Origin of the sequence: Devosia sp. SD17-2, assembly GCF_029201565.1 — a bacterium.
Classification (GTDB): Bacteria; Pseudomonadota; Alphaproteobacteria; order Rhizobiales; family Devosiaceae; genus Devosia.
Map to the genome: position 1 here is coordinate 2,957,532 of NZ_CP104002.1, position 20,892 is coordinate 2,978,423.

At 62.6% G+C, this 20,892-nt stretch carries 17 protein-coding genes; 8 read left to right on the forward strand and 9 right to left on the reverse strand.

Annotation, left to right across the window (positions count from 1 at the left end; genetic code table 11):
• Positions 1–4 precede the first annotated feature (4 nt).
• Both NYQ88_RS14605 and NYQ88_RS14610 read right to left on the reverse strand, forming a co-directional pair.
• Positions 5–1,321 (reverse strand): OmpA family protein, encoded by a 1,317-nt coding sequence (locus tag NYQ88_RS14605; RefSeq protein WP_275651853.1) that lies wholly within the window; start codon positions 1,319–1,321, stop codon positions 5–7.
• A gap of 342 nt (positions 1,322–1,663) precedes the next feature.
• Positions 1,664–3,106, reverse strand: a complete 1,443-nt coding sequence (locus tag NYQ88_RS14610; protein ID WP_275651854.1) for a hypothetical protein — start codon at positions 3,104–3,106, stop codon at positions 1,664–1,666.
• A gap of 405 nt (positions 3,107–3,511) precedes the next feature.
• On the opposite strand from NYQ88_RS14610, the gene NYQ88_RS14615 reads away from it, so the two are divergent.
• Positions 3,512–4,252 carry an SDR family oxidoreductase gene (locus tag NYQ88_RS14615; protein ID WP_275651855.1) on the forward strand — a complete coding sequence of 247 codons (741 nt, stop codon included), beginning with the start codon at positions 3,512–3,514 and terminating at the stop codon, positions 4,250–4,252.
• A gap of 42 nt (positions 4,253–4,294) precedes the next feature.
• Here NYQ88_RS14615 and nagA read toward each other — a convergent pair whose 3' ends face one another.
• Both nagA and NYQ88_RS14625 read right to left on the reverse strand, forming a co-directional pair.
• Entirely contained in the window at positions 4,295–5,458 is a 1,164-nt protein-coding gene (nagA, locus tag NYQ88_RS14620; protein WP_275651856.1) for an N-acetylglucosamine-6-phosphate deacetylase, read from the reverse strand.
• Positions 5,459–5,554: 96 nt separating this feature from the next.
• Entirely contained in the window at positions 5,555–6,340 is a 786-nt protein-coding gene (locus tag NYQ88_RS14625) for a GntR family transcriptional regulator (RefSeq protein WP_275651857.1), read from the reverse strand.
• Positions 6,341–6,571: 231 nt separating this feature from the next.
• Here NYQ88_RS14625 and NYQ88_RS14630 point away from each other — a divergent pair, with 231 nt between their 5' ends.
• Together NYQ88_RS14630 and NYQ88_RS14635 are read left to right on the forward strand one after the other, a co-directional pair.
• Positions 6,572–7,459, forward strand: coding sequence for an N-acetylmuramic acid 6-phosphate etherase (locus tag NYQ88_RS14630; protein ID WP_275651858.1), 888 nt, complete (start codon positions 6,572–6,574; stop codon positions 7,457–7,459).
• A 141-nt stretch (positions 7,460–7,600) separates the two neighbouring features.
• A complete protein-coding gene (locus NYQ88_RS14635) occupies positions 7,601–8,065 on the forward strand; it encodes an SRPBCC family protein (protein WP_275651859.1) in 465 nt (154 codons plus the stop codon).
• Between the two features lie 50 nt (positions 8,066–8,115).
• Here the strand turns inward: NYQ88_RS14635 and NYQ88_RS14640 are convergent, their stop codons facing one another.
• The 4 genes from NYQ88_RS14640 to NYQ88_RS14655 all read right to left on the reverse strand — a co-directional run bounded on the left by NYQ88_RS14640 (position 8,116) and on the right by NYQ88_RS14655 (position 12,892).
• Positions 8,116–8,961 (reverse strand): DeoR/GlpR family DNA-binding transcription regulator, encoded by an 846-nt coding sequence (locus NYQ88_RS14640; protein WP_275651860.1) that lies wholly within the window; start codon positions 8,959–8,961, stop codon positions 8,116–8,118.
• 274 nt (positions 8,962–9,235) lie between these two features.
• Positions 9,236–10,339 carry a M24 family metallopeptidase gene (locus NYQ88_RS14645; RefSeq protein ID WP_275651861.1) on the reverse strand — a complete coding sequence of 368 codons (1,104 nt, stop codon included), beginning with the start codon at positions 10,337–10,339 and terminating at the stop codon, positions 9,236–9,238.
• Between the two features lie 292 nt (positions 10,340–10,631).
• Positions 10,632–12,221, reverse strand: coding sequence for an ABC transporter substrate-binding protein (locus NYQ88_RS14650; RefSeq protein ID WP_275651862.1), 1,590 nt, complete (start codon positions 12,219–12,221; stop codon positions 10,632–10,634).
• A complete protein-coding gene (locus NYQ88_RS14655) occupies positions 12,218–12,892 on the reverse strand; it encodes an XRE family transcriptional regulator (protein WP_275651863.1) in 675 nt (224 codons plus the stop codon). The genes NYQ88_RS14650 and NYQ88_RS14655 overlap by 4 nt, the downstream gene beginning before the upstream one ends.
• A 151-nt stretch (positions 12,893–13,043) precedes the next feature.
• On the opposite strand from NYQ88_RS14655, the gene NYQ88_RS14660 reads away from it, so the two are divergent.
• The 5 genes from NYQ88_RS14660 to NYQ88_RS14680 all read left to right on the forward strand — a co-directional run bounded on the left by NYQ88_RS14660 (position 13,044) and on the right by NYQ88_RS14680 (position 17,163).
• Complete coding sequence (locus NYQ88_RS14660) at positions 13,044–14,096, forward strand: ABC transporter permease (RefSeq protein ID WP_275654927.1); 1,053 nt, start codon at positions 13,044–13,046, stop codon at positions 14,094–14,096.
• Positions 14,096–14,998, forward strand: a complete 903-nt coding sequence (locus NYQ88_RS14665; protein ID WP_275651864.1) for an ABC transporter permease — start codon at positions 14,096–14,098, stop codon at positions 14,996–14,998. Before NYQ88_RS14660 ends, NYQ88_RS14665 begins: the two co-directional genes overlap by 1 nt.
• Positions 14,998–15,834, forward strand: a complete 837-nt coding sequence (locus NYQ88_RS14670; protein ID WP_275651865.1) for an ABC transporter ATP-binding protein — start codon at positions 14,998–15,000, stop codon at positions 15,832–15,834. The genes NYQ88_RS14665 and NYQ88_RS14670 overlap by 1 nt, the downstream gene beginning before the upstream one ends.
• Positions 15,831–16,565 carry an ABC transporter ATP-binding protein gene (locus tag NYQ88_RS14675; RefSeq protein ID WP_275651866.1) on the forward strand — a complete coding sequence of 245 codons (735 nt, stop codon included), beginning with the start codon at positions 15,831–15,833 and terminating at the stop codon, positions 16,563–16,565. Before NYQ88_RS14670 ends, NYQ88_RS14675 begins: the two co-directional genes overlap by 4 nt.
• A 103-nt stretch (positions 16,566–16,668) precedes the next feature.
• Complete coding sequence (locus tag NYQ88_RS14680; RefSeq protein ID WP_275651867.1) at positions 16,669–17,163, forward strand: GAF domain-containing protein; 495 nt, start codon at positions 16,669–16,671, stop codon at positions 17,161–17,163.
• Positions 17,164–17,401: 238 nt separating this feature from the next.
• Here the strand turns inward: NYQ88_RS14680 and putA are convergent, their stop codons facing one another.
• Positions 17,402–20,785, reverse strand: a complete 3,384-nt coding sequence (gene putA / locus NYQ88_RS14685) for a bifunctional proline dehydrogenase/L-glutamate gamma-semialdehyde dehydrogenase PutA (RefSeq protein ID WP_275651868.1) — start codon at positions 20,783–20,785, stop codon at positions 17,402–17,404.
• Positions 20,786–20,892 lie beyond the last annotated feature (107 nt).

The following is a 20,892-nucleotide window of genomic DNA, read 5'->3' on the forward strand; positions in this document are numbered from 1 at the left end:
GCGATCAGTCAGCGCGTACCGAAACAACGATACGACGGTTCTGGGCCTTGCCCGCCGAAGTCGCATTATCCGCAATAGGCTGTGCCTCGCCGAAACCAAGAACATAGAGACGTTCGGCCGGAATTCCGCGCTCCATCAACCCATTGGAAACGGCTTCCGCGCGCGAAACCGAAAGGGCCAGATTGGCGCGGGCGTCGCCGTCGCTATCGGTGTGCCCCTCGATATTGACCATGACCGCGGGGCAATTCTGCAGCGTCGCCGCAATCTGGTCGAGCATGGCCCCAGCCTCGGCTGCAAGGATGGCCGCGCCGGAGCGGAAGAGAATGCCGTTTTGCGCCGACAGAAGTGCCAATTGTTCGACGCACTGGGCGCGCTGATCGGCATCAGACAAAACCGGCGCTGTGACCGCAGCGCCCCCCGGGGCAGCGGGTGCGATCGCTTCCGGCGCGGCCGGAGCAGGCTCCGCGTCGGGTACCGTCGCTTGTGCTTCTGCACCGGCGGCGACAGGGGTTGGCGATGCCAGGCTCAGGCCCCATCCAGCTTCGGCCAGCTTGCGCTCACTGAACTGGGTCTCGATCGAGCGAGCAGCTTCAACCGATGCCGGGGTTCCTGCAATGTACCAGGCGCGGCCGTCGAACCGCACCTCACCCTCGGACATGAGAGGCAGAAGCGCCAGGGCCTGTCGCGCCGCGCCATCAAAATTGAGCGGTTCGCCCGAGCCATAGCGCAGGCTCGAAATCGCGCCATTGCCAGCCAGAGCCATGAGCGCTGTTTCAACGCCGGGACTGGGCACAAATCCGCTCAACGTCACAACACCGGCCGCACCGCGCTTTGCCGAAAACGCGAATGGCTCGGCCAGCGGCGCTTTTATTTCAGCCATTGCAACGATCAGACCCTGCGGCAGCGACGCCGACAAGGCACCGTGTGCTGCGGCATAAGCATCTGCGCTGGCAGCGACGCCCGATATCGAGACGATATTGCCGCGCACGGCGAAGCGTCCCTCACTCATCCGTCCGAGAACATTGAGACCAAAGGCGACGATTTCATCGTAGCGTACCGGAGCGCCCGCCCCGAGTTTGAGCCAATTGGTGTCGGCGCCGTCAACCTGTGACAGGCGCTGCCGGGTCTGCTCGTCGGGGGCATAACCATCAAAGACCAGCGTGCCGCCGGGCTGGCGGGAAATGCTCAGCCAATATTCGTAGATTTGCGGCGGCGGGACGGCGATGACCGAATTCTGCGCGATCGCGGCACCCGGAAGAACGATAGAGCCAAGGGCAACGACGATACCGCCCGCCGCCCAGGTAAGGAGCCGCCTGTTCATGCCAAACCTTTAGAAACCCGCAGTTTTCCGGACCCTAGATGATTTGGGCCAGGTGACAAAGAAAAATGCACGCCGGAAACGCCTCGCGCCGTTCGCACCAGCCTGGGCAGGCGGTCGACGTCGCCGTTCAGAGAGACGTCCCTGCCCCACAATCCAGCTCAGAGCCGGCGATCGCAGTGGGGATGCTTGGCGCTCGCCCCAACAGGGCTGGCTCAACGCGCAGAATAGCCAACACATCTTATTCGGCTCTCACAGAGCCAGGGTGCAGAACAGACATCACCCCAAAAAGCAGAAAGGCCCGGCAAATGCCGGGCCTTTCCGTTCGGATAACCGAGCTTCCAATTACTGGAAGGACTTGGCAGCCTTGAAGGTGACCTTGTAGGCACCGTTCTGGTGAGCTTCGCCCTTGAGCGAGGAGGTGAAACCACCGCCCGGAGCCCATGCGAGTTCAGCCGAACCGTAGAAGTCGGTCTGCTGAGCGACTGGCTTGTTGGTGCCATAGACACCGACTTCACCGGTCAGCTTGACGGTTTCGGTCACAGCAGCGACGAGCTGCAGAGCGACCTGGTAGCCTTCGTCGTTGGCAAGGCCAGTGTTCTCATCGAACCAACGGCCGCCGAGGTTGACGCTCACGCCTTCGGTGATTGCTGCACCGATGGAGCCACCGAGACCAGCCTGGTTAGCGATGGCAACGCCATTGTCCTGGCCGCCGGTTGCTTCACCCGACAGAGCGATGGTGAACATGTCGAAGGTGGCCTGAGCCGAACCGAGGACGTTCCAGTAGGTGTCGGAAGCATTGTTGGCGCCATAAGCACCGGCAACGCGGACCTTGAAGTTGTCGAAGGTGCCGGTGACGCCAGCGTGGACGCCCCAGTCTTCAACGATACCGTCGAGCACGCCACCAGCAACGCCGGTGATGTGTGCGGTGATGCCTTCACCAGCGTAGTTCACGACGCCGACGAGGGTACCAGCAGCCTGTGCACCGGTGGTGGCGTTGTAGAAGCCAGCCGGGTTGGTACCGAATGCGCCAGTGCCTTCGTTGCCGAGGTTTTCGAGACCAACACCGACGTTCACGCCGTTGCCGAGATCCGAAACGACCTGGATGGCATAGTTGCCAGTGCGCGGGTGCTGACCAGCGTAACGAACGCCCTTGTCAACTGCGTCGGAGTTGAAGAGACCCAGGAAGTTGAAGGGCTCGTCGTCGCCGAGGTTCGCGATCGAACCCTTACGGCCAGCGGAGATGATGGTGGTGTCGCCGACCGAGACGAAAGCCTCGTCGATGATCCATGCGCCGTTCGAACCAACACCGTTCGTGGTAGCGTCGCCACCGACGGTCGGGCCGACGTAAACGCCAGCAGCGTCATAACCTTCGTTGGTCACGACCTGGTCGAAGAAGGACTTGAGCTTGATGGTGGCCTTGGCCGGACCGAAATCGCTGTCGGCGGTGCCGACGAACTTCAGCCAGGTTTCGACCTTCGTGCGCCAGTCGTTATCGAAGGTGGAACCACCAACGACGACGGCGTTGTTGTCATCAACGTTGCGAGCGCCAGCCTGTGCAAGGATGCCCATGCCCGGGAACGTGCCGGCATAGTCGCCCCATGCGAATTCGTACTTCACTTCGCCCGAGATCTGCAGGCAGTTGGTGTCGGACGAGATGGTCAGGCCCGAAAGACCGAGAGCGTCACAGACGTCCAGCGAGGTGAGAACGCCGAGATCGGCAGCGAAGCCTGCGGTCGAGAGACCAGCGGCGGCAACAGAACCGAGGATAAGGCTCTTGAGTTTCATTATTTGACCTCCAAAGTCAGTCATTTTTGGTGCCGGTTACCCAGCGGTTTGTCGAAACGCGACCACACTATTCGTGGTGCAGTGTGTTGCCGTCGCGCTGCGACCGACAAACGATCCCATGCATGGATTCGCAAGACCCACTCTACGCATGGGAGATGCAGACGCAATCACGCAAAGCTGGTTTCAACCGCGCCACAATATGGTTGGGAACCGGATGTTGCAGATTCAGCACACACCCGGAAACCTTCTGTTAACACTTCTGAACAGTGGCTTAAGAATCCCGGGCTTCCGGGCTTTTTCGCACACACCAGTGCGTGAGGAGCACCGTTCTGCCTGCCGTTTGACAGCGGATTGGCTTTGCCCGACAGATGGCGGCGACATGGCTGGAATAAGGGAGAGAGCACTATGACGCCTGCCGGATACGCACTTGTAACAGGAGGCACCTCGGGCATCGGCCTTGCCACGGCGCGGGGACTTTCGGACGCCGGCTGGCGCGTCGCCATATGCGGACGGCGCGGTGACCTGGTGGAGAACCTGTCCGCAACCCATGGCTTCGTTGGGCTCACCTGCGATGTCACCGACGCGGAATCGGTGGCCGTCATGTTCGCAAGCCTGAAGGCGACTTTCGGCCGGCTGGACCTCGTGTTCAACAATGCCGGTCGCTTCGCCCCTGCCCGATCCTTCGGCGATATCGAGGTCGATACCTGGCGCGAAATGGTCGATACCAATCTCAACGGCGCCTTCTATGTCGCCCGCGAGGCTTTCCGGATGATGCGCCATCAACAGCCCCAAGGCGGCCGCATCATCAACAATGGCTCCATCTCCGCCTATGTGCCCCGTCCGCAGGCGGCGTCCTACACCGCCACCAAGCATGCGATCACCGGATTGACCAAGGCGATCTCGCTTGACGGGCGGGCCCACAACATCGCCTGCGGACAGATCGACATCGGAAATGCCGCCACGGACATGACCAGCCACATGAACGCCGGCTCACTGCAGGCCAATGGGACTTTGGCGCCCGAGCCGACCTTTGATGTGGCGCACGTCGTTGACGCAGTTCGCTACATGGCCGGCCTGCCGCTCTCGGCCAATGTGCAGTTCATGACCGTCATGGCCACGACCATGCCCTATATCGGCCGCGGCTAGGCCGAAACAAAAACCCCGGGTCAGGTACCCGGGGTTTCCATTTTACTTCTGCCAGACGCGTTCGCCTGAAATCCAGGTCGACTGCACCGCGACATCCTTTGTCAGGTGCACAAAACTCGCGAGAGCTCCTGGCCGCAGATGGCCGTATGTCCCGTCGATCCCCAGCGCCTCGGCCGGATAGAGCGAGGCCATGCGGAACACCTCATCCAGCGGCACGCCGATTGTGTTGTGCATGAAAGCCACAGCATCGATCATGTCGAGGTCGGCACCGGCGAGCGTGCCGTCGGCCAGCCGCAGCGCACCGTTCGAGCGGGTAATCGTACGGCCATTGAGCGTCATCTCGGTGATGTCGGTGCCCGTCTGCGACATGGCGTCGGTGACGAGGAACATCCGACCCGGCGCACTCGCCTTGGCCCGACGCGCGATCTCAATGCTGGTGGGGTGGACATGGATGCCGTCGGCGATCAGTCCGGCGAAGACATTGTCATTGGCGAGAGCCGCCCCGACAACGCCGGGCTCGCGATTGCCCATCTGGCTCATGGCGTTGAAGAGATGCGTCACCATGGTCGCGCCCGCCTCGAATGCCGCGTTCGCCACCTCGGCGCTGGCATCGGAATGGCCGATGCTGACGATAGCACCAGCTTCTACCAGTGCCGAGATCTGCTCCGGCGTCACCGTTTCAGCCGCGACGGTACAGATCAGATTGGGCAGGCTGCGGGCAGCAGCCATGGTCCGCGCGAGATCACTCTCATCCATCGGGCGGATCAGCGCCGGATCATGGGTTCCCTTGCGCGCCAGCGCCAGGTGTGGGCCCTCGAGGTGCAGGCCGAGGAAGCCGGGCACGCGCGCAGCCACAGCCTCATTGCCGGCAGCAATGGCGGCGACATTGACTTCGGCAGTATCGGTGATCAGCGTCGGCATCAGGGCCGTGGTGCCGAACTGCGCGTGTGCTTCGCAGATGGTGCGCAGCCCTGCCAGGTCCGGCTGGTTGTTGAAAAGCACGCCGCCGCCGCCATTGACCTGAAGGTCGAGGAAGCCGGGCACGATCATACCGTCGCCAAGCTCGATCTTTTCGGCATTGGCCGGAATCTCGCTGCGCTGAACGATGGCGCAGACATGGCCGAACTCCACCAGAAGCGCGGCATCCTCGTGCCAGTCATGCCCATCAAAGAGCCGGCCACCAATAAATGCCGTCAGGTCGCTCATGTCGTCTCCATTCGTGTCGTGACGCCGGTCGTCTCCGCGTGACCCAACCGGCGCTCTCAATTTCAGATCAGTCCCCTGCCCACTCTGGGGGCTGTGTTACCGCGCTGTCCCATTGGCCTGCGCTTCGCCCAGCCGAAGCTCGGCGACAAAATCATAGGTATCGCCCCGATAGATGGAGCGGGTGAATTCAATGACCCTGCCCGAGGCGAGATAGGATGTGCGCTCAATGTTCAGCCCGGCAGAACCGGTGGGAACATGGAGCAGGCGCGCATCATTCTCATCCAGATTGGCAGCACGGATGAGCTGGATCGCCCGCACGGGGCGATTGCCGCTGCGATCAAGATGCTTATAGAGCGAATCTCCGATAGCGGCTGGATCGGGCAGGATATCGCTGGAGAGGCTGGCACGCTCGATGGCCAGCGGCGTTTCTCCACTCAGGCGCAGGCGGGCAATCCGCGCCACCTGCTCGCCCGGAGACAAGCCCAGAATAATGGTCTCTTCCGGCGACGGCGCATAAAGCCCGCGATCAAGCCATTCGGCATGCACTTCCATGCCACGACGCGCCATATCCTCGGTGAACGAGGTCAGTTGCGACAACGATTGCTCGACGCGCTGGGCCGGTGGCGCCACAAAGGTGCCGGAGCCATGGCGCTGCACCAGCAGACCCTCCTGGACCAGCTGCAACACGGCCTTGCGGACAGTCACCCGCGACACTTCCACCCGCAGCGCCAGATCGCGCTCGGACGGCAGGGCATCACCGGGTTTGATGGCTCCGCTCTTTATGGCATCTTCGATCCAGCGCTTGAGCTGGAGATACAACGGCCCGCCCTGGGGCAAGGTCACCGGGTTGCCGGAGAAAAACGTTTCGAACGTCTCAGCCACGCGTTTCTCCTTGTTCCTCAGGTACTGGTCCGCAGTTGGCGAATAAACCCACCTCCGCGCTTTGACAATACCAATAAAATACCATTCACCAAGTGCTAAATGCGCTTGAGATCGTGTCTTAGCAGTTTGTGAAGTGGGGCGGGGATTTGCGCTGCGCAAATTGCGCTGCGGTCTGCCGTACTCGACAAGTGGTATTTTTTTGGCATTATCCTTCCCGGAGGAGAAAATACCATGCGACAGACCGAGATGCGCCATCCCGATGCTGGAGGGCTGGAGACGCTTCCAGCAGAAAAAGTTCTCCTGCTTCTGGCACAAGGACAGGCGGCCGCGGCAGACAGCGTCCAGCCAGCGATTCCCGACATAGCGCGCGCCGCCCATCTCGCCGCTTCAAAAATTGCAGCCGGCGGGCGGCTGATCTATGCCGCCGCCGGCAGTTCGGGGCTGATGGCACTTGCCGATGGGCTGGAACTGCCCGGCACCTATGGCATCGACCGGGTCGAGATCGTGCTGGCCGGCGGCATGGAATCGCTGCGGCGCATGATCGGCGGACCGGAGGATGATCGTGCCGCAGCCCGCGAGGCCATCGAGGCGCTCTCCCCCAGTGAGCGGGACTGCGTCATTGCCCTCACCGCCAGCGGCCAGACCCCATTTGCCATGGAAGCGCTGGCGACCGCCCGCGAAGCCGGGGCCGCAACCATCGCCATTGCCAATAATAGGGGCGCCCCGATCCTCGGGGCCGCCGACGTCGGCATCTGCCTTCCAACCCCACCGGAGCTCATTGCCGGTTCAACCCGAATGGGCGCGGGCACGGCGCAGAAAATCGCGCTCAACATGCTGTCCACCATGATGGCGATCGAGCTCGGTCATGTTCACGACGGCCTGATGGTCAATGTCGTCGCCGACAATATCAAGCTGCGCGCCCGGGCCCGCGACATCGTTTCGACCATCGCTTCCGTCGATGAGGCGGCTGCCACGTCCGCACTCGACATAAGCCAGGGCGCCGTCAAACCTGCTGTCCTGATTGCCGCCGGGGCAGCCGATCTGGCGACAGCCAATGATCTACTCTCAGCGCACAAGGGGCACCTGCGCCCTGCCCTTGCCGCGCTCAGCAACGGGTGACGAAACTCAGTCCCGCGCCCGCACCTGATCGCGACGCCAACTGAAAGCGTGGCCAGCGTGAGGGATTTCGTGTCGATTATGTCGAAGGAAGACTGCGACCCTCGTCGTCACTGCATAACCCGGCCCTTTGAAGGAACGAATATGACCCAGGATACATCGCGCGATCTCGTACTGACACGGCTGATCGATGCCTCGCCCAAGGCGCTTTTCCGCTGCTGGACCGAGCCGGCGCTGATCACGCAGTGGTTCGCGCCCAAACCATGGAGCACCCCGCGCGCGTCCGTTGATCTGCGCCCGGGCGGTCGCAGCGAGATCGTCATGGCCGATGAGAACGGAACGGAATTCCCCGGACCCGGGCAATATCTGGAAGTCGTCCCGAACCGGAAACTGGTGTTTACCGATGCCTATGTCGGGGACTGGGAGCCGTCGTCCAAGCCGTTCTTCACCTGCATCCTCACCTTCGAAGAAGAGAACGGCAAGACGCGCTACACCGCCACAGCCCGACACTGGACCGTCGAGGACAAGGAAGCGCACGAGAAAATGGGGTTCCACGAAGGCTGGGGCCTCTGCGCTACCCAGATGGAAGCGCTGGCAAAGACACTTTAGCGCCAACAAAAAGGCCGCGCTCCACCCCGAGTGCGGCCGAACCGAACAAATTACTTGGCGACGATGACTTCGATGCCGCGGCGCTCGAATTCGCGCTGGTCTTCTTCGGTAATGCCGTCATCGGTGATGAAACCGCTGACCACATCGAGGGGGCCGAGCGAGGAGAACGACGTGCGCCCGATCTTGGTGCTGTCGGCAACAAGATACACCTTGGATGCCGCCTTGATCATGGCGCGCTTGACGTACAAATCCGCCATGGCCGGGAAAGTCAGTCCGGCCTCGAAGGACACGGCTGCCGTCGCGAGGAAAAGTTTCTCGGCAAATATGCCCTGGAAAAACTCGCCCGCCTTCTCCCCGGAGAGCGACAATGTCGGCGCCTTGAAGTGACCACCCGACATGTGAACCGTCATGCTCGGCAGGGCGCCGAGCAGCAAGGCGATATTGATCGCATTGGTGATGACGTTCAAATTCTCATGCGAAACGAGATTGTTGGCGATTTCGGTCGTCGTCGAGCCGGCATCGAGGATGATGGTTTCGCCAGCGCCCACCAGACCCGCCGCGGCGCGCCCGATCTTCTTCTTGCGATCCATATTGATCATGTGGTGCAGCGACATCGACTGCACCTGCTGCGGCACGGACTTCAGATGCGCACCGCCATGCTCACGGTTGACGAAGCCATCCGCATCCAGCCGCTCGAGATCCTGCCGGATCGTCGCCTCGGACACAGCGAAAGCCACGGACAGGTCGCGCACCCTTGCGCTGCCTTCTTCCTGCAACCATTCGAGAATTTTCATCCGCCGCGGTTCGGCGAGCAGGTTCTGACGACCAGCTTCCGCCAGGGATTTCCGCCCCTTGCGCGCTGCCGATTCGACTGGCTTCGAGTTGGAATCGGCCAAATTACGCCCTCCGATCGCTTCTGCTAACGATTTAGCCTTCGCTTCCGGCGATCGCAAGGTCACGCCTTCGCATTTGCGCAAATTGAAACGCAATTGCACCCAATCGCACATAAACCGAAAAAATCAACAGTTCGTAATACGAGCGACTGTCAGCAGATCATACAAAGCAACACAGCGCCCCCGCCCCCATCCAGGTCGGAAACGCTGTGTCCATCGGCCGGACGGCCTCCTCACGCGGAGCTGCGTACAGCCATACATCCCCCGAGGCCTGACCTCAGACGCCAGTCGCCACCGCCGTGCGCGGCATTTCCGAGAAAATTTCAGCCTTGCCATTGCGGATCATGACGATCTCTTCCAGCCGCAGGCCGAACCTGCCCTGCAGATAGATGCCCGGCTCGATCGAGAACACCATGCCCTCATCGAGCACGGTCTCGCTGGTGCCAGTGATATAGGGGGCTTCGTGCACGTCGATGCCGAGGCCGTGCCCGGTGCGGTGCAGGAATTTTTCGCCATAGCCGGCAGCGGTGATCACATCGCGCGCCGCCTTGTCGATTTCCTTGGCCTGCACACCCGGCTTGACCGCGGCCAGGGCTGCTTCCACTGCCTGGTCGACGATGGCATGGATCTCGTCATAGCCTTCCGGCTTGCTGCCGAAATAGCCCATGCGGGTCATGTCCGAAGGATAGCCGTTGATTCGCCCGCCAATGTCGAGCAGCACGGCATCGCCCGCCTTGAGCCTGGTGGCGCCGGTGTGGTGATGCGGGAAGGCGCCATTGGGGCCAAAGCACACCGAGATGAACTGCGTCGTCGCGCCATTGTCCTTGTAGAATTTTGCGATCACTTCGGCCACTTCGACCTCGGTGATGCCTTCCCTGAGCGCGGCGAAACCGGCGGCCATGGCGCCGTCATTGAGCAGGTGCGAGGCCTTGAGCAGGTCAAACTCGGCCTGGTCCTTTCGCGAGCGCAGATAGCCGACAGTGTCCTGCGTGAACCGGCGTGTTGCCCCCGGCAGCGCATCGAGCAGCAGCAGCGCAAAGTCGGCCCGCATGGTTTCGTCGATCACCACCGAGGGACTGATGCGCGAAATGCCGGTTGCGTCGATCAGCTGCTCGAGGGCAGCGTCCGGGCCATCGGCGTCGGCCCATGGGAAAAACGGCAGATCAGTGTGCTGACGCGAGCTGTCGACATTGAGCGCCGGCATCAGGAAGCCGGCAAAATCCTTGCTCACCAGCAGCATGACCGGGCGCTCGTCCCCATGCGGGGCGAGATCGGCCAGATAAGTCATGTGGCTCGAAGGGCCGATCACGACGAGATCGGTATTGGTCTCGGCCATACGCTTGCGCAGCTTGGCCATGCGGGCGGAAAGTGTTGGATTCATGAGAATAACTCGCTGGTTGCTTACGGGGCGCGGCCCCTCACCCTAACCCTCTCCCCACAGGGGCGAGGGAAGACGACCGGCGCGCTTGCAGAGATTTTGCCACAAACTCGATCCAGTCCCCTCGCCCCTCTGGGGAGAGGGCTAGGGTGAGGGGTCTATCAATTTTAAAAAAGAGGAGGCGGAGCCGGACGGGAGGAGGATGCCCGGCTCCGCGAGACGGCGACACGAGGGACAGTCGCCGTCTATCTGGAGAACCTGCAGGGCCGAAACCCCGCACGAATCCGCTGTGGGATCAGTTCTTTGTTACGAGGCGGTAGTACACGAAGTCCGAATTGGAGCCATTCACATAACCGTCAACATTGCTGCCCATGGCGATCTGCAGGGCGGCCTGGAACATGATGACGATCGGGCTCTCGGCCTGAACCTTCTTCTGAAGGTCGATATAGAGCTCGTTGCGCTTGGACTGGTCGGCTTCGGCCAGCGCTGCGGTGACTTCGTCGTTCATTTCCTGCGGCACAGCCCAGGCGTTACGCCATGTGGTCGTTGCAGCATAAGTCTCGTCCGAATTGTTCGAGTTGTAGGCGAACGCCTTGGCATTGGAGTGCGGATCCATGAAGTCCGGGCCCCAATAGAGCAGCATGGCCTGATGCGTGCGCTCACGGTACTTCGTGATCACCTGGGCGCCGGTGCCCGGCAGGATGTCGAAGTTGATGCCTGCTTCGGAGAAGCCGGCCTGCAGCGACTGTGCAATGTCGGTGAACGGGGTCGAGTTGATCACGTCCAGCGTCACATTGATCGGCGTTTCGATGCCGGCGTCAGCAAGGATCTGCTTGGCCTTTTCGACGTCATAGGTGAACGGGGTCTCGTCGTAGGAGCCCGGGAAGCCCTTCGGCCAGAAGGCCTGGTGCTTTTCCATCTGGCCCTTGAGGAAGGTCTGGGTCATGCCGTCATAGTCGACGAGATAACGCGCAGCTTCCCAGATCGCCGGGTCGGTCAGCTCGTCGGTCTTCTGGTTGAACGAGAGGAAGTGCACGGCGGCCTGCGGATAGGTTTCCACCTTGACCGCATCGCTCGAAAGACCCGCCACCTGGTCGGAGGTCAGGTTCTTGGCGATATCCACGTCGCCGGAGTTCAGCAGCAGCTGCTGGGTTGCGGCTTCGGCCACATGACGGATCAGCACCTGCTTCATTGCCGGTGCGCCGTTCCAGTAGGTCTCGTTGGCGGTGAGGCGCACGAGTTCAGCCGGACGGTAGTCGGTCAGAACGAACGGGCCAGAACCGGCCGAATTGGTGTTCAGCCAGGCATTGCCCCAGTCGCCGTCGACTTCGTGCTCGCGCACAAGAACTTCGTCGACGATAGCGCCCGGACGGGCAGCCAGCACGTTCAGCACGAAGGCCGACGCGAAATCACCGCTCCACTTCACGACGACCTTGTTGCCGTCCACGGTCACCATCTCGTCGATGTTTTCCGGGGTCCAGCCGAGCTGGGTCAGGATGAAGGCCGGGGTCAGGTTCAGCGTCACGACGCGCTTGAACGAGAAGTGCACGTCTTCGGCACGAACCGGATTGCCGGACGCGAAATTGGCGCCATCACGCATGGTGAAGGTCAGCGTCTTGGCTGCTTCGTCGGCAACCCATTCCGAGGCAAGGCCCGGTGCCAGCACGGTGGTGTCGGCAGCGTCGTACTGGACGAGCTTGTCATAGAGGTTGGCATTGATCTCGCCGGCCGAGAATTCATAGGCCTGTGCGGGGTCGAGGGCGACGATATCGTCGATGTTCTGGGCAATGACCAGCGCATCGGGGGGGGTGGCGGCGTAGGCGGCACCTGCCGCCAGCGGCAGGGCCAGCGCGGAGGCCAGAAGGGCGGCGCGGAAGAGCTTCATGTGCGTTTCTCCTTAGGGGTGATTTTTTTGTTAGCCGGCTTATTGATGCCGGGTTTTGGCTTCGTCGTGGCTGACCGTGGTGGTCGGGCCGTCGAACGGAAGAGTGCGAGCGTGCCCGTCCACAGGAGACGCGCAGGCTGATCTGTGTGGTTGGACCAGGAATGGGGGCGATTGCCGCGAAAATGCAGGCTGTCGCCGGCATTCATCACCATGTCCTCGCCGTCGAGCCGCTGGGTGATCGCGCCTTCGAGCACGAAGAGAATCTCTTCCCCTTCGTGGGCGACTGTCTCCGAGCGATAGCCCGGCGGCACGGTCATGAGAAAACTCGAGAGCTGATTGCCGGGAAAGTCGGCCCCAAGCCGCTCATAGACAACCGATGATCCATCGATCGAAAAACGGTTGCGCTCGCCCGTACGGGTCAGGGCGTTATGCGTGGCTGGCGCGGAAATGAAGTAGTCGATGGAGACCCCGAGGGCCCGGGCAACCTGCGCCAGCGTGCCCAGAGAAGGTGTCGCATGGTCACGCTCCACCTGGCTGAGATATCCAACCGAGACGTCCGCCGCCTCACCCAATTGCATCAGGGTCATGTGCTGCTGGCGCCGGCGAGCGCGGATCAACGCGCCCACTTTCGGATGCTCTCCTTGCGCTCTTGCAGTGGCCTCTTGCGCCATTATCCCTCACCAAAGTTTTTTTGATATAAGCAAAGTTTCTTGTATGGTGAAAGGGAAATATCAAGGTTTCCCGCTCCGCAGGATGGTTATTCTGCGGCGATAAGTTTTTGTTTCTACAAGAGGTTTTCGCGTGAGCGTTGATCAGCCCTCCATGGAAGTAGCGCCCGCTGCCGCAGCCCCGAAAAAGCGTCTCGGACGGCGCTTTTCGGCCATTGCCGGCTTCCTCATCACGCTTTTCCTCACTTTTCTTGGCCTCATGGCCATCACCTTCTTCATCGGCCGGGTGATCCCCATCGATCCGGTGCTCTCGGTGGTCGGCGATCGCGCCACGCAGGCGCAATATGATGCTGCTGCCAGCGCCATGGGTCTCGACCGCCCGCTCTATGAGCAGTTCATCTCCTATGTGGGCAATGTGCTGACCGGCGACCTCGGCCGCTCCGTCTCGACAGGACGCCCCGTTGCCGAGGACCTCAGCCGGTTTTTCCCGGCCACGTTTGAAATGGCAACGCTCGGTATCCTCATCGGCGTTGCCCTTGGCGTACCGCTCGGGGTGACCGCCGCCGCCCGGCAGGGCAGCTGGCTCGATCAGGCGATCCGTGTCGTCGGCCTGCTCGGCTATTCAGTGCCGGCCTTCTGGCTTGGTCTGGTCGGCCTCGCGCTCTTTTACGCCCGCCTGCGCTGGGTCGGCGGACCGGGCCGGCTCGACATCTTCTATGATGGCCTTGTCCAACCGGTCACCGGCATGATCCTGATCGACAGCCTCATCCGCGGCGAGATCGATATTTTCTGGAATGCCGTCTGGCACATCATCCTGCCGGCGTCGGTGCTCGGCTTCTTTAGCCTTGCCTATATCGCCCGCATGACGCGCAGCTTCATGCTCGACCAGCTCAACCAGGAGTTCGTCACCACGGCGCGCGTCAAGGGCGTGCCCGAGCGGATCGTCATCTGGCGCCACGCCTTCAATCCGATCCGGGTTCCGCTGATCACCGTCATCGGCCTCTCCTACGCCGGCCTGCTCGAAGGTTCGGTGATGATCGAGACCGTGTTCTCCTGGCCCGGTATCGGCAATTACCTCACCACGGCGCTCCTCAACGCCGACATGAATGCCGTGCTCGGCTCGACCCTGGTGATCGGCGCCGTCTTCATTTTCATCAACAAGGTCTCCGACGTGCTCTACCGCGTCCTCGACCCGAGGGCACGCTAATGACCACTCGCGACTGGCTCCTTGCCGATAGCCCCACCTCCCGCTGGCAAGCCAATGCGGGACGCGCCTATCGCGTCCTGACAGCCCTGCTGCGCAATCCGCTCTCCGTCCTCGGCGGGCTGATCATCCTCGTCCTGCTGCTCACGGCCGCCTTTGCTCCGTGGATCGCCCCCTACTCACCCACCGGGCAGAACCTCGGCAATCGCCTGCTCCCGCCCTCGGGCGACCACTGGATGGGCACAGACGAGCTTGGCCGCGATATCTTCTCGCGCGTCGTCTACGGGTCCCAGATCACGCTGACCATCGTTCTGCTTGTGGCCCTGATCTCGGCGCCCCTCGGCCTCTTCATCGGCGCCATCGCCGGCTATTTCGGCGGCTGGGTCGACCGGATCCTCATGGGCTTTACCGACATCTTCCTGTCGCTGCCCAAGTTGATCCTGGCCCTCGCCTTCGTCGCCGCGCTTGGCCCGGGCATCAACAATGCCATCATCGCCATCGCCATCACCTCCTGGCCCGCCTATGCGCGTATTGCCCGCGCCGAAACGCTGACCATCCGCAATGCCGAATATATCTCGGCCGTGCAGCTGGCCGGTGGTGGCCCGATCCGCGTCATCGTCCAGCACATCCTGCCGCTCTGCACGTCCTCAATGATCGTGCGCGTCACCCTCGACATGGCCGGCGTGATCCTAACCGCGGCCGGTCTCGGCTTCATCGGCCTCGGCGCCCAGCCGCCGCTGCCCGAATGGGGCGCAATGATCTCGCGCGGCCGCACCTTCATCCTCGACCAGTGGTGGGTTGCGACCATGCCGGGCTTTGCCATCATCATCGTCTCGCTCGGCTTCTGCTTCCTCGGCGACGGGCTTCGCGATGTTTTGGACCCCAAGAACGAGGGCAAGAGCTGATGACCAAGCCCCTTCTCGAAGTCGAAAATCTGCGCGTCTCCTTCCCGACCCATTCGGGCCGCGTCGAAGTGGTGAAGGGCCTCTCCTTCACCCTCGGCCGCGAACGTCTGGGCATTGTGGGCGAATCTGGCTCCGGAAAATCCATGACCGGCCGCTCGATCCTCAAGCTCATCCGCAAGCCGGGCGAGGTAACCGCCGACAAGCTCAGCTTTGAAGGCATCGACATTCTCGCCCAGAGCGAAAAGCAGATGCGCTCGATCCGTGGCGCCCGCATTTCCATGGTCATGCAGGACCCCAAATTCTCGCTCAATCCGGTGATGACCGTGGGCGAGCAGATCGCCGAGGCGCTCGTCACGCACCAGAAGCTGCCGCGCCGCGATGTGCAGGCTCGCGTGCTCGAAATGCTGCGCGCCGTCCGCATCAACGACCCCCAGCGCGTCGCCAAGCTTTACCCCCACGAGGTTTCGGGCGGCATGGGCCAGCGCATCATGATCGCCATGATGCTGATCCCCGAACCCGAACTGCTCATCGCCGATGAGCCCACTTCGGCGCTCGACGTTTCCGTCCAGGCCCAGGTGCTCGACATCATCGACGATCTTGTCACCCGCAAGGGCATGGGCCTCATCCTCATCAGCCATGACCTGGCGCTCGTCCGCCGCTATTGCGACCGCGTGCTGGTGATGAATTCGGGCCGCGTGGTGGAAGAATGCGCTGCCGGTGACCTCGACAAGGCACAGCACCCCTACACGCGGGGCCTGCTCGCGGCCATGCCTGTCATCGACGAAGTCAGAGATGAACTGCCGGTGCTCGACCGGACACAATGGGCCGGCACATGATCGCTATCGACCTCAAGAACCTCGACATTTCCTATGGCGACAGCAAGGTCGTCCATGATGTCACCCTGTCCATCCCCGAAGGCGAGAGCTTTGCCCTCGTCGGGGAAAGCGGCTCGGGAAAGTCGACCATTTTGCGCGCCATAGCCGGGCTTGCCCCGGAGTGGACGGGCGAGATTTCCGTCCTCGGCCAGCCGCGCAATCACAAGATTGATCGCGCCGTGTCGCGTCAGGTCCAGATGGTGTTCCAGGACCCCTATGGCTCGCTCCACCCGCGCAAAACCATCGACGCAGCCCTCACCGAGCCTTTGGCCATCCACGGCATCGGCAATCGTGGCGAGCGCGTCGACGCGGTCCTGCGTTCGGTCGGTCTCGACCAGCGCTTCCGGTTCCGCTTTCCCCATCAGCTATCCGGCGGCCAGCGCCAGCGCGTCGCCATCGCCCGGGCGCTGATGCTCGAGCCAAAAGTGCTGCTGCTCGATGAGCCGACCTCGGCGCTCGACGTTTCGGTTCAGGCGGAAATCCTCAATCTCCTCAAGCGCCTCCGCCGCGAGCAGAACCTCACTTATCTCATGGTGACGCACAATCTGCCCGTCGTCAGCTTCCTCTGTGATCGCCTCGCCGTCATGCGCCACGGCCGGATCGTGGAAGTCGCTGACGTGGCCCAGCTCAAGGCCGGCAAGCTCAACGAGCCCTACTCCATGGAGCTGCTCGCCGCCACCGAAGGCGGCTGACCGGAGCCAATCCTATCCCCTCCCCCTACCCGGGGCGGGACCGGCAGTGGAGGGCCGCAAGCCTCTCCATGCCACACGTTTTCACGACCAAGGACTAGCCAAAATGACTGACCACCAGGCCGCTCTCGCCACTTTCGACGTGGCAATCGCCAAGGCAAAGACTGCCGAGCAGGCGTTCACCGCCCTCCAGACCCTCGTTCAGGCGACCGTCGGCGCAAAGCTCTTCACCGTTATGCAGGTGGATATGGCCGCCGAGCTGTCGCGCCGCGCCTATACCAGCGATGCCGCCAATTACCCGGCCTCCGGCACCAAGCCGCTCAACTACGGCCCCTGGTTCGACGTAGTGCACGGTCGCCGCGAATATTTCGTCGCCAACACCATCGAAGACATCGCCAAGGTCTTCTTCGATCATGAGCTGATCAACTCGCTCGGCTGCCAGTCGGTGGTCAACATGCCCGTTATCGTCGGCGACGTGCTGGTCGGCACCGTCAACATGCTCGACGTCACCGACTACTACACCCCCGAACGCGTGCAGCAGATCCGCGATCTCATTTCGATCCCCGCCAAGCTCGCCATGCTGGTCGCCCTGCGCGCCTGATTTTTTGGGTTTTTAAGTCCACCCCCACCCAACCTCCCCTGACAAGGGGAGGAGTTCTCCGGGGCTCACCAGCTTCACACCAAACTCGATGCGTCCCTCCCCCTATCAGGGGGAGGTTAGGTGGGGGTAGCGTGCCCCCGGCCTCCGCCCATTTTCATATGCGTTGACCACCTCGCGTCCCCGCCTCCCACCCAAAAGAAAAGGGCGGGAGAATTTCCCCCGCCCCTTTCGTTCAGTTTTAACCGGCTTCTGCCATCAGGCTGGCATTCCCGCCGGCGGCGGTCGTGTCGATACACACCTGCCGCTCGAGCTGCAGTCGGGCCACGTCGCCGGGGCTCGTCAGCAGGGGCAGGATAGCCCCATCGCGGCCGGCCAGGGCCTTGCGCACGGCTGCGAGATCATCGCCCTCGCCGAAAAACGCCACTGCCTCAAAGGTCGTGGCATTTGCCAGCATCTCAAGATCAACCGGCACCACCAGCGGCACGCAACCAGCCGTTTCAGCAATGCGGCGCTGGGTCACCAGATCCTGTCCGCTTGGCCCAAGGCAGAGCACCGTCCCACGCGGCGCAACATAAAGCGTATTGCTCTCGCCGGTCGGTCCCGGCAGCGTCAGCGCACCTGCCTGCGGCTCGGCATAGCCGGTGGTAAAGCGCGGCAGATAGTGCGGACCGCCCGCCTTGGGGCCGGTGCCCGAAAGCCCCTCGCCACCAAACGGCTGGCTACCCACCACGGCACCGATCTGGTTGCGGTTGATGTAGATATTGCCGGCCTTGACCGCGGCGGACACCTTCTTCACCCGGCTCGAAATGCGCGTGTGCATGCCAAAAGTCAGGCCATAGCCAGAGGCATTGATCGCCGCGATCACCTTGTCGATTTCGTCGGCCTTGAAGGTCGCCACATGCAGGACGGGCCCGAAGATTTCCTCGGGGATCTCTTCGACGCCCGACACTTTCACCACGCTGGGCGCAACGAAATTGCCCGTGGCAGGCGCCTTGAGGGCGTGGATCACCTTACGGGCGTTCACGCGGAGATAATTCTCGATTTTCTCGCGCGCCGGCTGGTCGATGATCGGGCCGATATCGGTCGCCAGATCCCAGGGGTTACCCAGCGTCAGCTCATCCATGGCGCCCTTGAGCATGGTCAGCGTGCGCTCGGCCGCATCGTCCTGCACATAGAGCACGCGTAGCGCCGAACAGCGCTGGCCGGCCGACTGGAACGCCGATGCGAGGATATCGCGCACCGCCTGCTCCGGCAGCGCGGTCGAGTCGACGATCATGGCATTGAGCCCGCCCGTCTCGGCGATCAGCGGCGCCTTGAGGTCGAGGTTTTCCGCCATGGCGCGATCGATGCGATGCGCCGTCGGCAGCGAGCCGGTAAAGGCCACGCCGGCGATCCGGCTGTCCGAGGTCAGGGCCGTGCCCACATCCGGGCCACCCGGCACCAGATGGATGGCGTCTGCCGCGATACCCGCCTCATGCATCATCTGCACGGCGCGGTAGGCGATCAGCGGCGTCTGCGGCGCGGGCTTTGCCACCACGGCATTGCCGGCCACCAGGGCTGCCGCAATCTGGCCGGTGAAAATGGCCAGCGGAAAATTCCACGGCGAGATCGCCGCGAAGACGCCGCGCGGCGCGCCCAGTTCGCCCTGCTCTGCCTGGGCCGCGTAGTAGCGCAGGAAGTCTACGGCCTCCCGCACTTCGGCCACCGCGTCCGACCAGCTCTTGCCGGCTTCGCGGGCGAGGAGTGCGAACAGCTCCGCCCGGTGGGCCTCATAGAGATCAGCCGTCTTGCGGAGGGCTGCTGCGCGGCTGCCGACAGGCGTCCATGCCCAGTTCGATGCCGCCGCTGCCGTGATGGCCGCCGTCACATCGCCTGCGGTCGCCGCCACGACATGGCCAACCACATCCTGCGGATCGGCCGGATTGATCACGGGAGCCGCAGTGCCTGCGGCCTCGCCCAGACCGGCGGACGTGGGGATCGTCGTTGCGACCCACTTGTGCGCGCGGAACTTTGTCCGCTCGGCGTCGACAGCGCCCAGCGCTACCGGGTCGGTGATATCGAGACCAGCCGAGTTCGTCCGACCGCCAAAGATGTCCTTGGGCGCGGGGATGGCCGGGTTGGCGAAGGTATCGAGCGCCAGGAGCTTGCCGATCGGGTCCTCGGCCACCTGCGAGGCCGGAATATCCTCGTCGGCGATCTGATAGACGAAGGAGCCATTGGCGCCGTTCTCGAGCAGGCGCCGCACGAGATAGGCGAGCAGGTCCTTGTGCGCGCCGACCGGAGCATAGATGCGCGTGCGGGTCGAATGATTGGTCCGCAGCACTTCATGCAGGCGTTCGCCCATGCCATGCAAGCGCTGGAATTCGTAGCTGTCGTTGAAGCGACCGGCTTCGGAGGCGAGATGCAGCACTGCTGCCGCCGTGTGAGCATTATGCGAGGCAAACTGCGGGTAGATATGCGCGCAGCTGAACAGTTTCCGCGCAGCCGCGATATAGCTGACGTCGGTCGTCGCCTTGCGGGTATAAACCGGGAAGCCGTCGAGACCCAGCACCTGGGCCCGCTTCACTTCGGCGTCCCAATAGGCGCCCTTGACCAGGCGCACCATGATCTTGCGATCAAGACGGGCGGCCGTCGCTTCCAGCCAGTCGATCAGCGGCAACACGCGCTTGCCATAGGCCTGCACGACGATGCCAAATCCATCCCAGCCGGCCAGTTCGGGCGTTGCAAGCACGGCCTCGATGATCTCCATCGAGAGGTCGAGCCGGTCGGCTTCCTCCGCATCGATGTTGAAACTCATATTGGCAGCGCGGGCGGCCAGCGCCAGCTTGCGGGTGGAGTCCACAAGTTCGGTCAGCACCCGCTCGCGCTTGGCGAATTCATAGCGCGGATGCAGCGCCGAGAGCTTTACCGAAATGCCCGGGTTGTCGCGCACGGAAGCCGAAGTGCAGTGCGGCGCAAGGCTCGCAATGGCGCTGGCATAGGATTGAAAGTAGCGTTCGGCGTCCTCGCTGGTGCGTGCGGCCTCGCCCAGCATGTCATATGAATAGCGATAGCCCAGAGCCTCAGGCTTCTTGGCATTGCTGATCGCCTCGTCGATGGTGCGGCCAAAGACAAACTGGCTGCCCAGAACGCGCATGGCCTGCGCCACCGCGGTGCGGATCACCGGTTCGCCCAGACGGGCGATCGCGCGGTGCAGCGCGTTCTTGGGGCCTACTTCCGGATCGCCCAATACATCGGCCGTCAGGCTCAGCGCCCAGGACGAGAAGTTGACCAGCTGGTTGGACGAGCCGCCAAAATGGCTCGCCCAGTCCGAACCGCCCACCTTGTCGTGGATCAGCGCATCGACGGTCTCGGCATCCGGCACGCGAAGCAGCGCCTCGGCCAGCGACATCAGCGCCACGCCTTCATCGGTCGCCAGACCATATTCGGCTAGGAAGCTTTCCATCAGCCCGAGCTTGTTGCCGCTGCGGACCGTCGTCACCAATTGCTCGGCATGGGCCGAAACGGCGCGCCGCTGCGCCTCGTCAAGGCCGGTGGCTTCGATCAGCTGGGGCACCAGCTGGTTCTCGTCTGCGTAGATGCGGGCGCGCATTGTCGCGCGGATGGCGTCGATATCAGTCATGGACATCACTCAAAAAGCGTTGCCAACAGATATGCCAGAGCTGTGACAGGCGTTTCGCCTGATCATCTGGGAAAGCACGTCCACCAATGATAATATCATGGCGTCAG

What these genes read in the sequence shown, in the direction of transcription:
- NYQ88_RS14605 (WP_275651853.1), bottom strand. Translation starts at nt 1,321, where the DNA reads ATGAACAGGCGGCTCCTTACCTGGGCGGCGGGCGGTATCGTCGTTGCC.
- NYQ88_RS14610 (WP_275651854.1), bottom strand. Translation starts at nt 3,106, where the DNA reads ATGAAACTCAAGAGCCTTATCCTCGGTTCTGTTGCCGCCGCTGGTCTC.
- NYQ88_RS14615 (WP_275651855.1), top strand. Translation starts at nt 3,512, where the DNA reads ATGACGCCTGCCGGATACGCACTTGTAACAGGAGGCACCTCGGGCATC.
- nagA (WP_275651856.1), bottom strand. Translation starts at nt 5,458, where the DNA reads ATGAGCGACCTGACGGCATTTATTGGTGGCCGGCTCTTTGATGGGCAT.
- NYQ88_RS14630 (WP_275651858.1), top strand. Translation starts at nt 6,572, where the DNA reads ATGCGACAGACCGAGATGCGCCATCCCGATGCTGGAGGGCTGGAGACG.
- NYQ88_RS14635 (WP_275651859.1), top strand. Translation starts at nt 7,601, where the DNA reads ATGACCCAGGATACATCGCGCGATCTCGTACTGACACGGCTGATCGAT.
- NYQ88_RS14645 (WP_275651861.1), bottom strand. Translation starts at nt 10,339, where the DNA reads ATGAATCCAACACTTTCCGCCCGCATGGCCAAGCTGCGCAAGCGTATG.
- NYQ88_RS14650 (WP_275651862.1), bottom strand. Translation starts at nt 12,221, where the DNA reads ATGAAGCTCTTCCGCGCCGCCCTTCTGGCCTCCGCGCTGGCCCTGCCG.
- NYQ88_RS14655 (WP_275651863.1), bottom strand. Translation starts at nt 12,892, where the DNA reads ATGGCGCAAGAGGCCACTGCAAGAGCGCAAGGAGAGCATCCGAAAGTG.
- NYQ88_RS14660 (WP_275654927.1), top strand. Translation starts at nt 13,044, where the DNA reads ATGGAAGTAGCGCCCGCTGCCGCAGCCCCGAAAAAGCGTCTCGGACGG.
- NYQ88_RS14665 (WP_275651864.1), top strand. Translation starts at nt 14,096, where the DNA reads ATGACCACTCGCGACTGGCTCCTTGCCGATAGCCCCACCTCCCGCTGG.
- NYQ88_RS14670 (WP_275651865.1), top strand. Translation starts at nt 14,998, where the DNA reads ATGACCAAGCCCCTTCTCGAAGTCGAAAATCTGCGCGTCTCCTTCCCG.
- NYQ88_RS14675 (WP_275651866.1), top strand. Translation starts at nt 15,831, where the DNA reads ATGATCGCTATCGACCTCAAGAACCTCGACATTTCCTATGGCGACAGC.
- NYQ88_RS14680 (WP_275651867.1), top strand. Translation starts at nt 16,669, where the DNA reads ATGACTGACCACCAGGCCGCTCTCGCCACTTTCGACGTGGCAATCGCC.
- putA (WP_275651868.1), bottom strand. Translation starts at nt 20,785, where the DNA reads ATGACTGATATCGACGCCATCCGCGCGACAATGCGCGCCCGCATCTAC.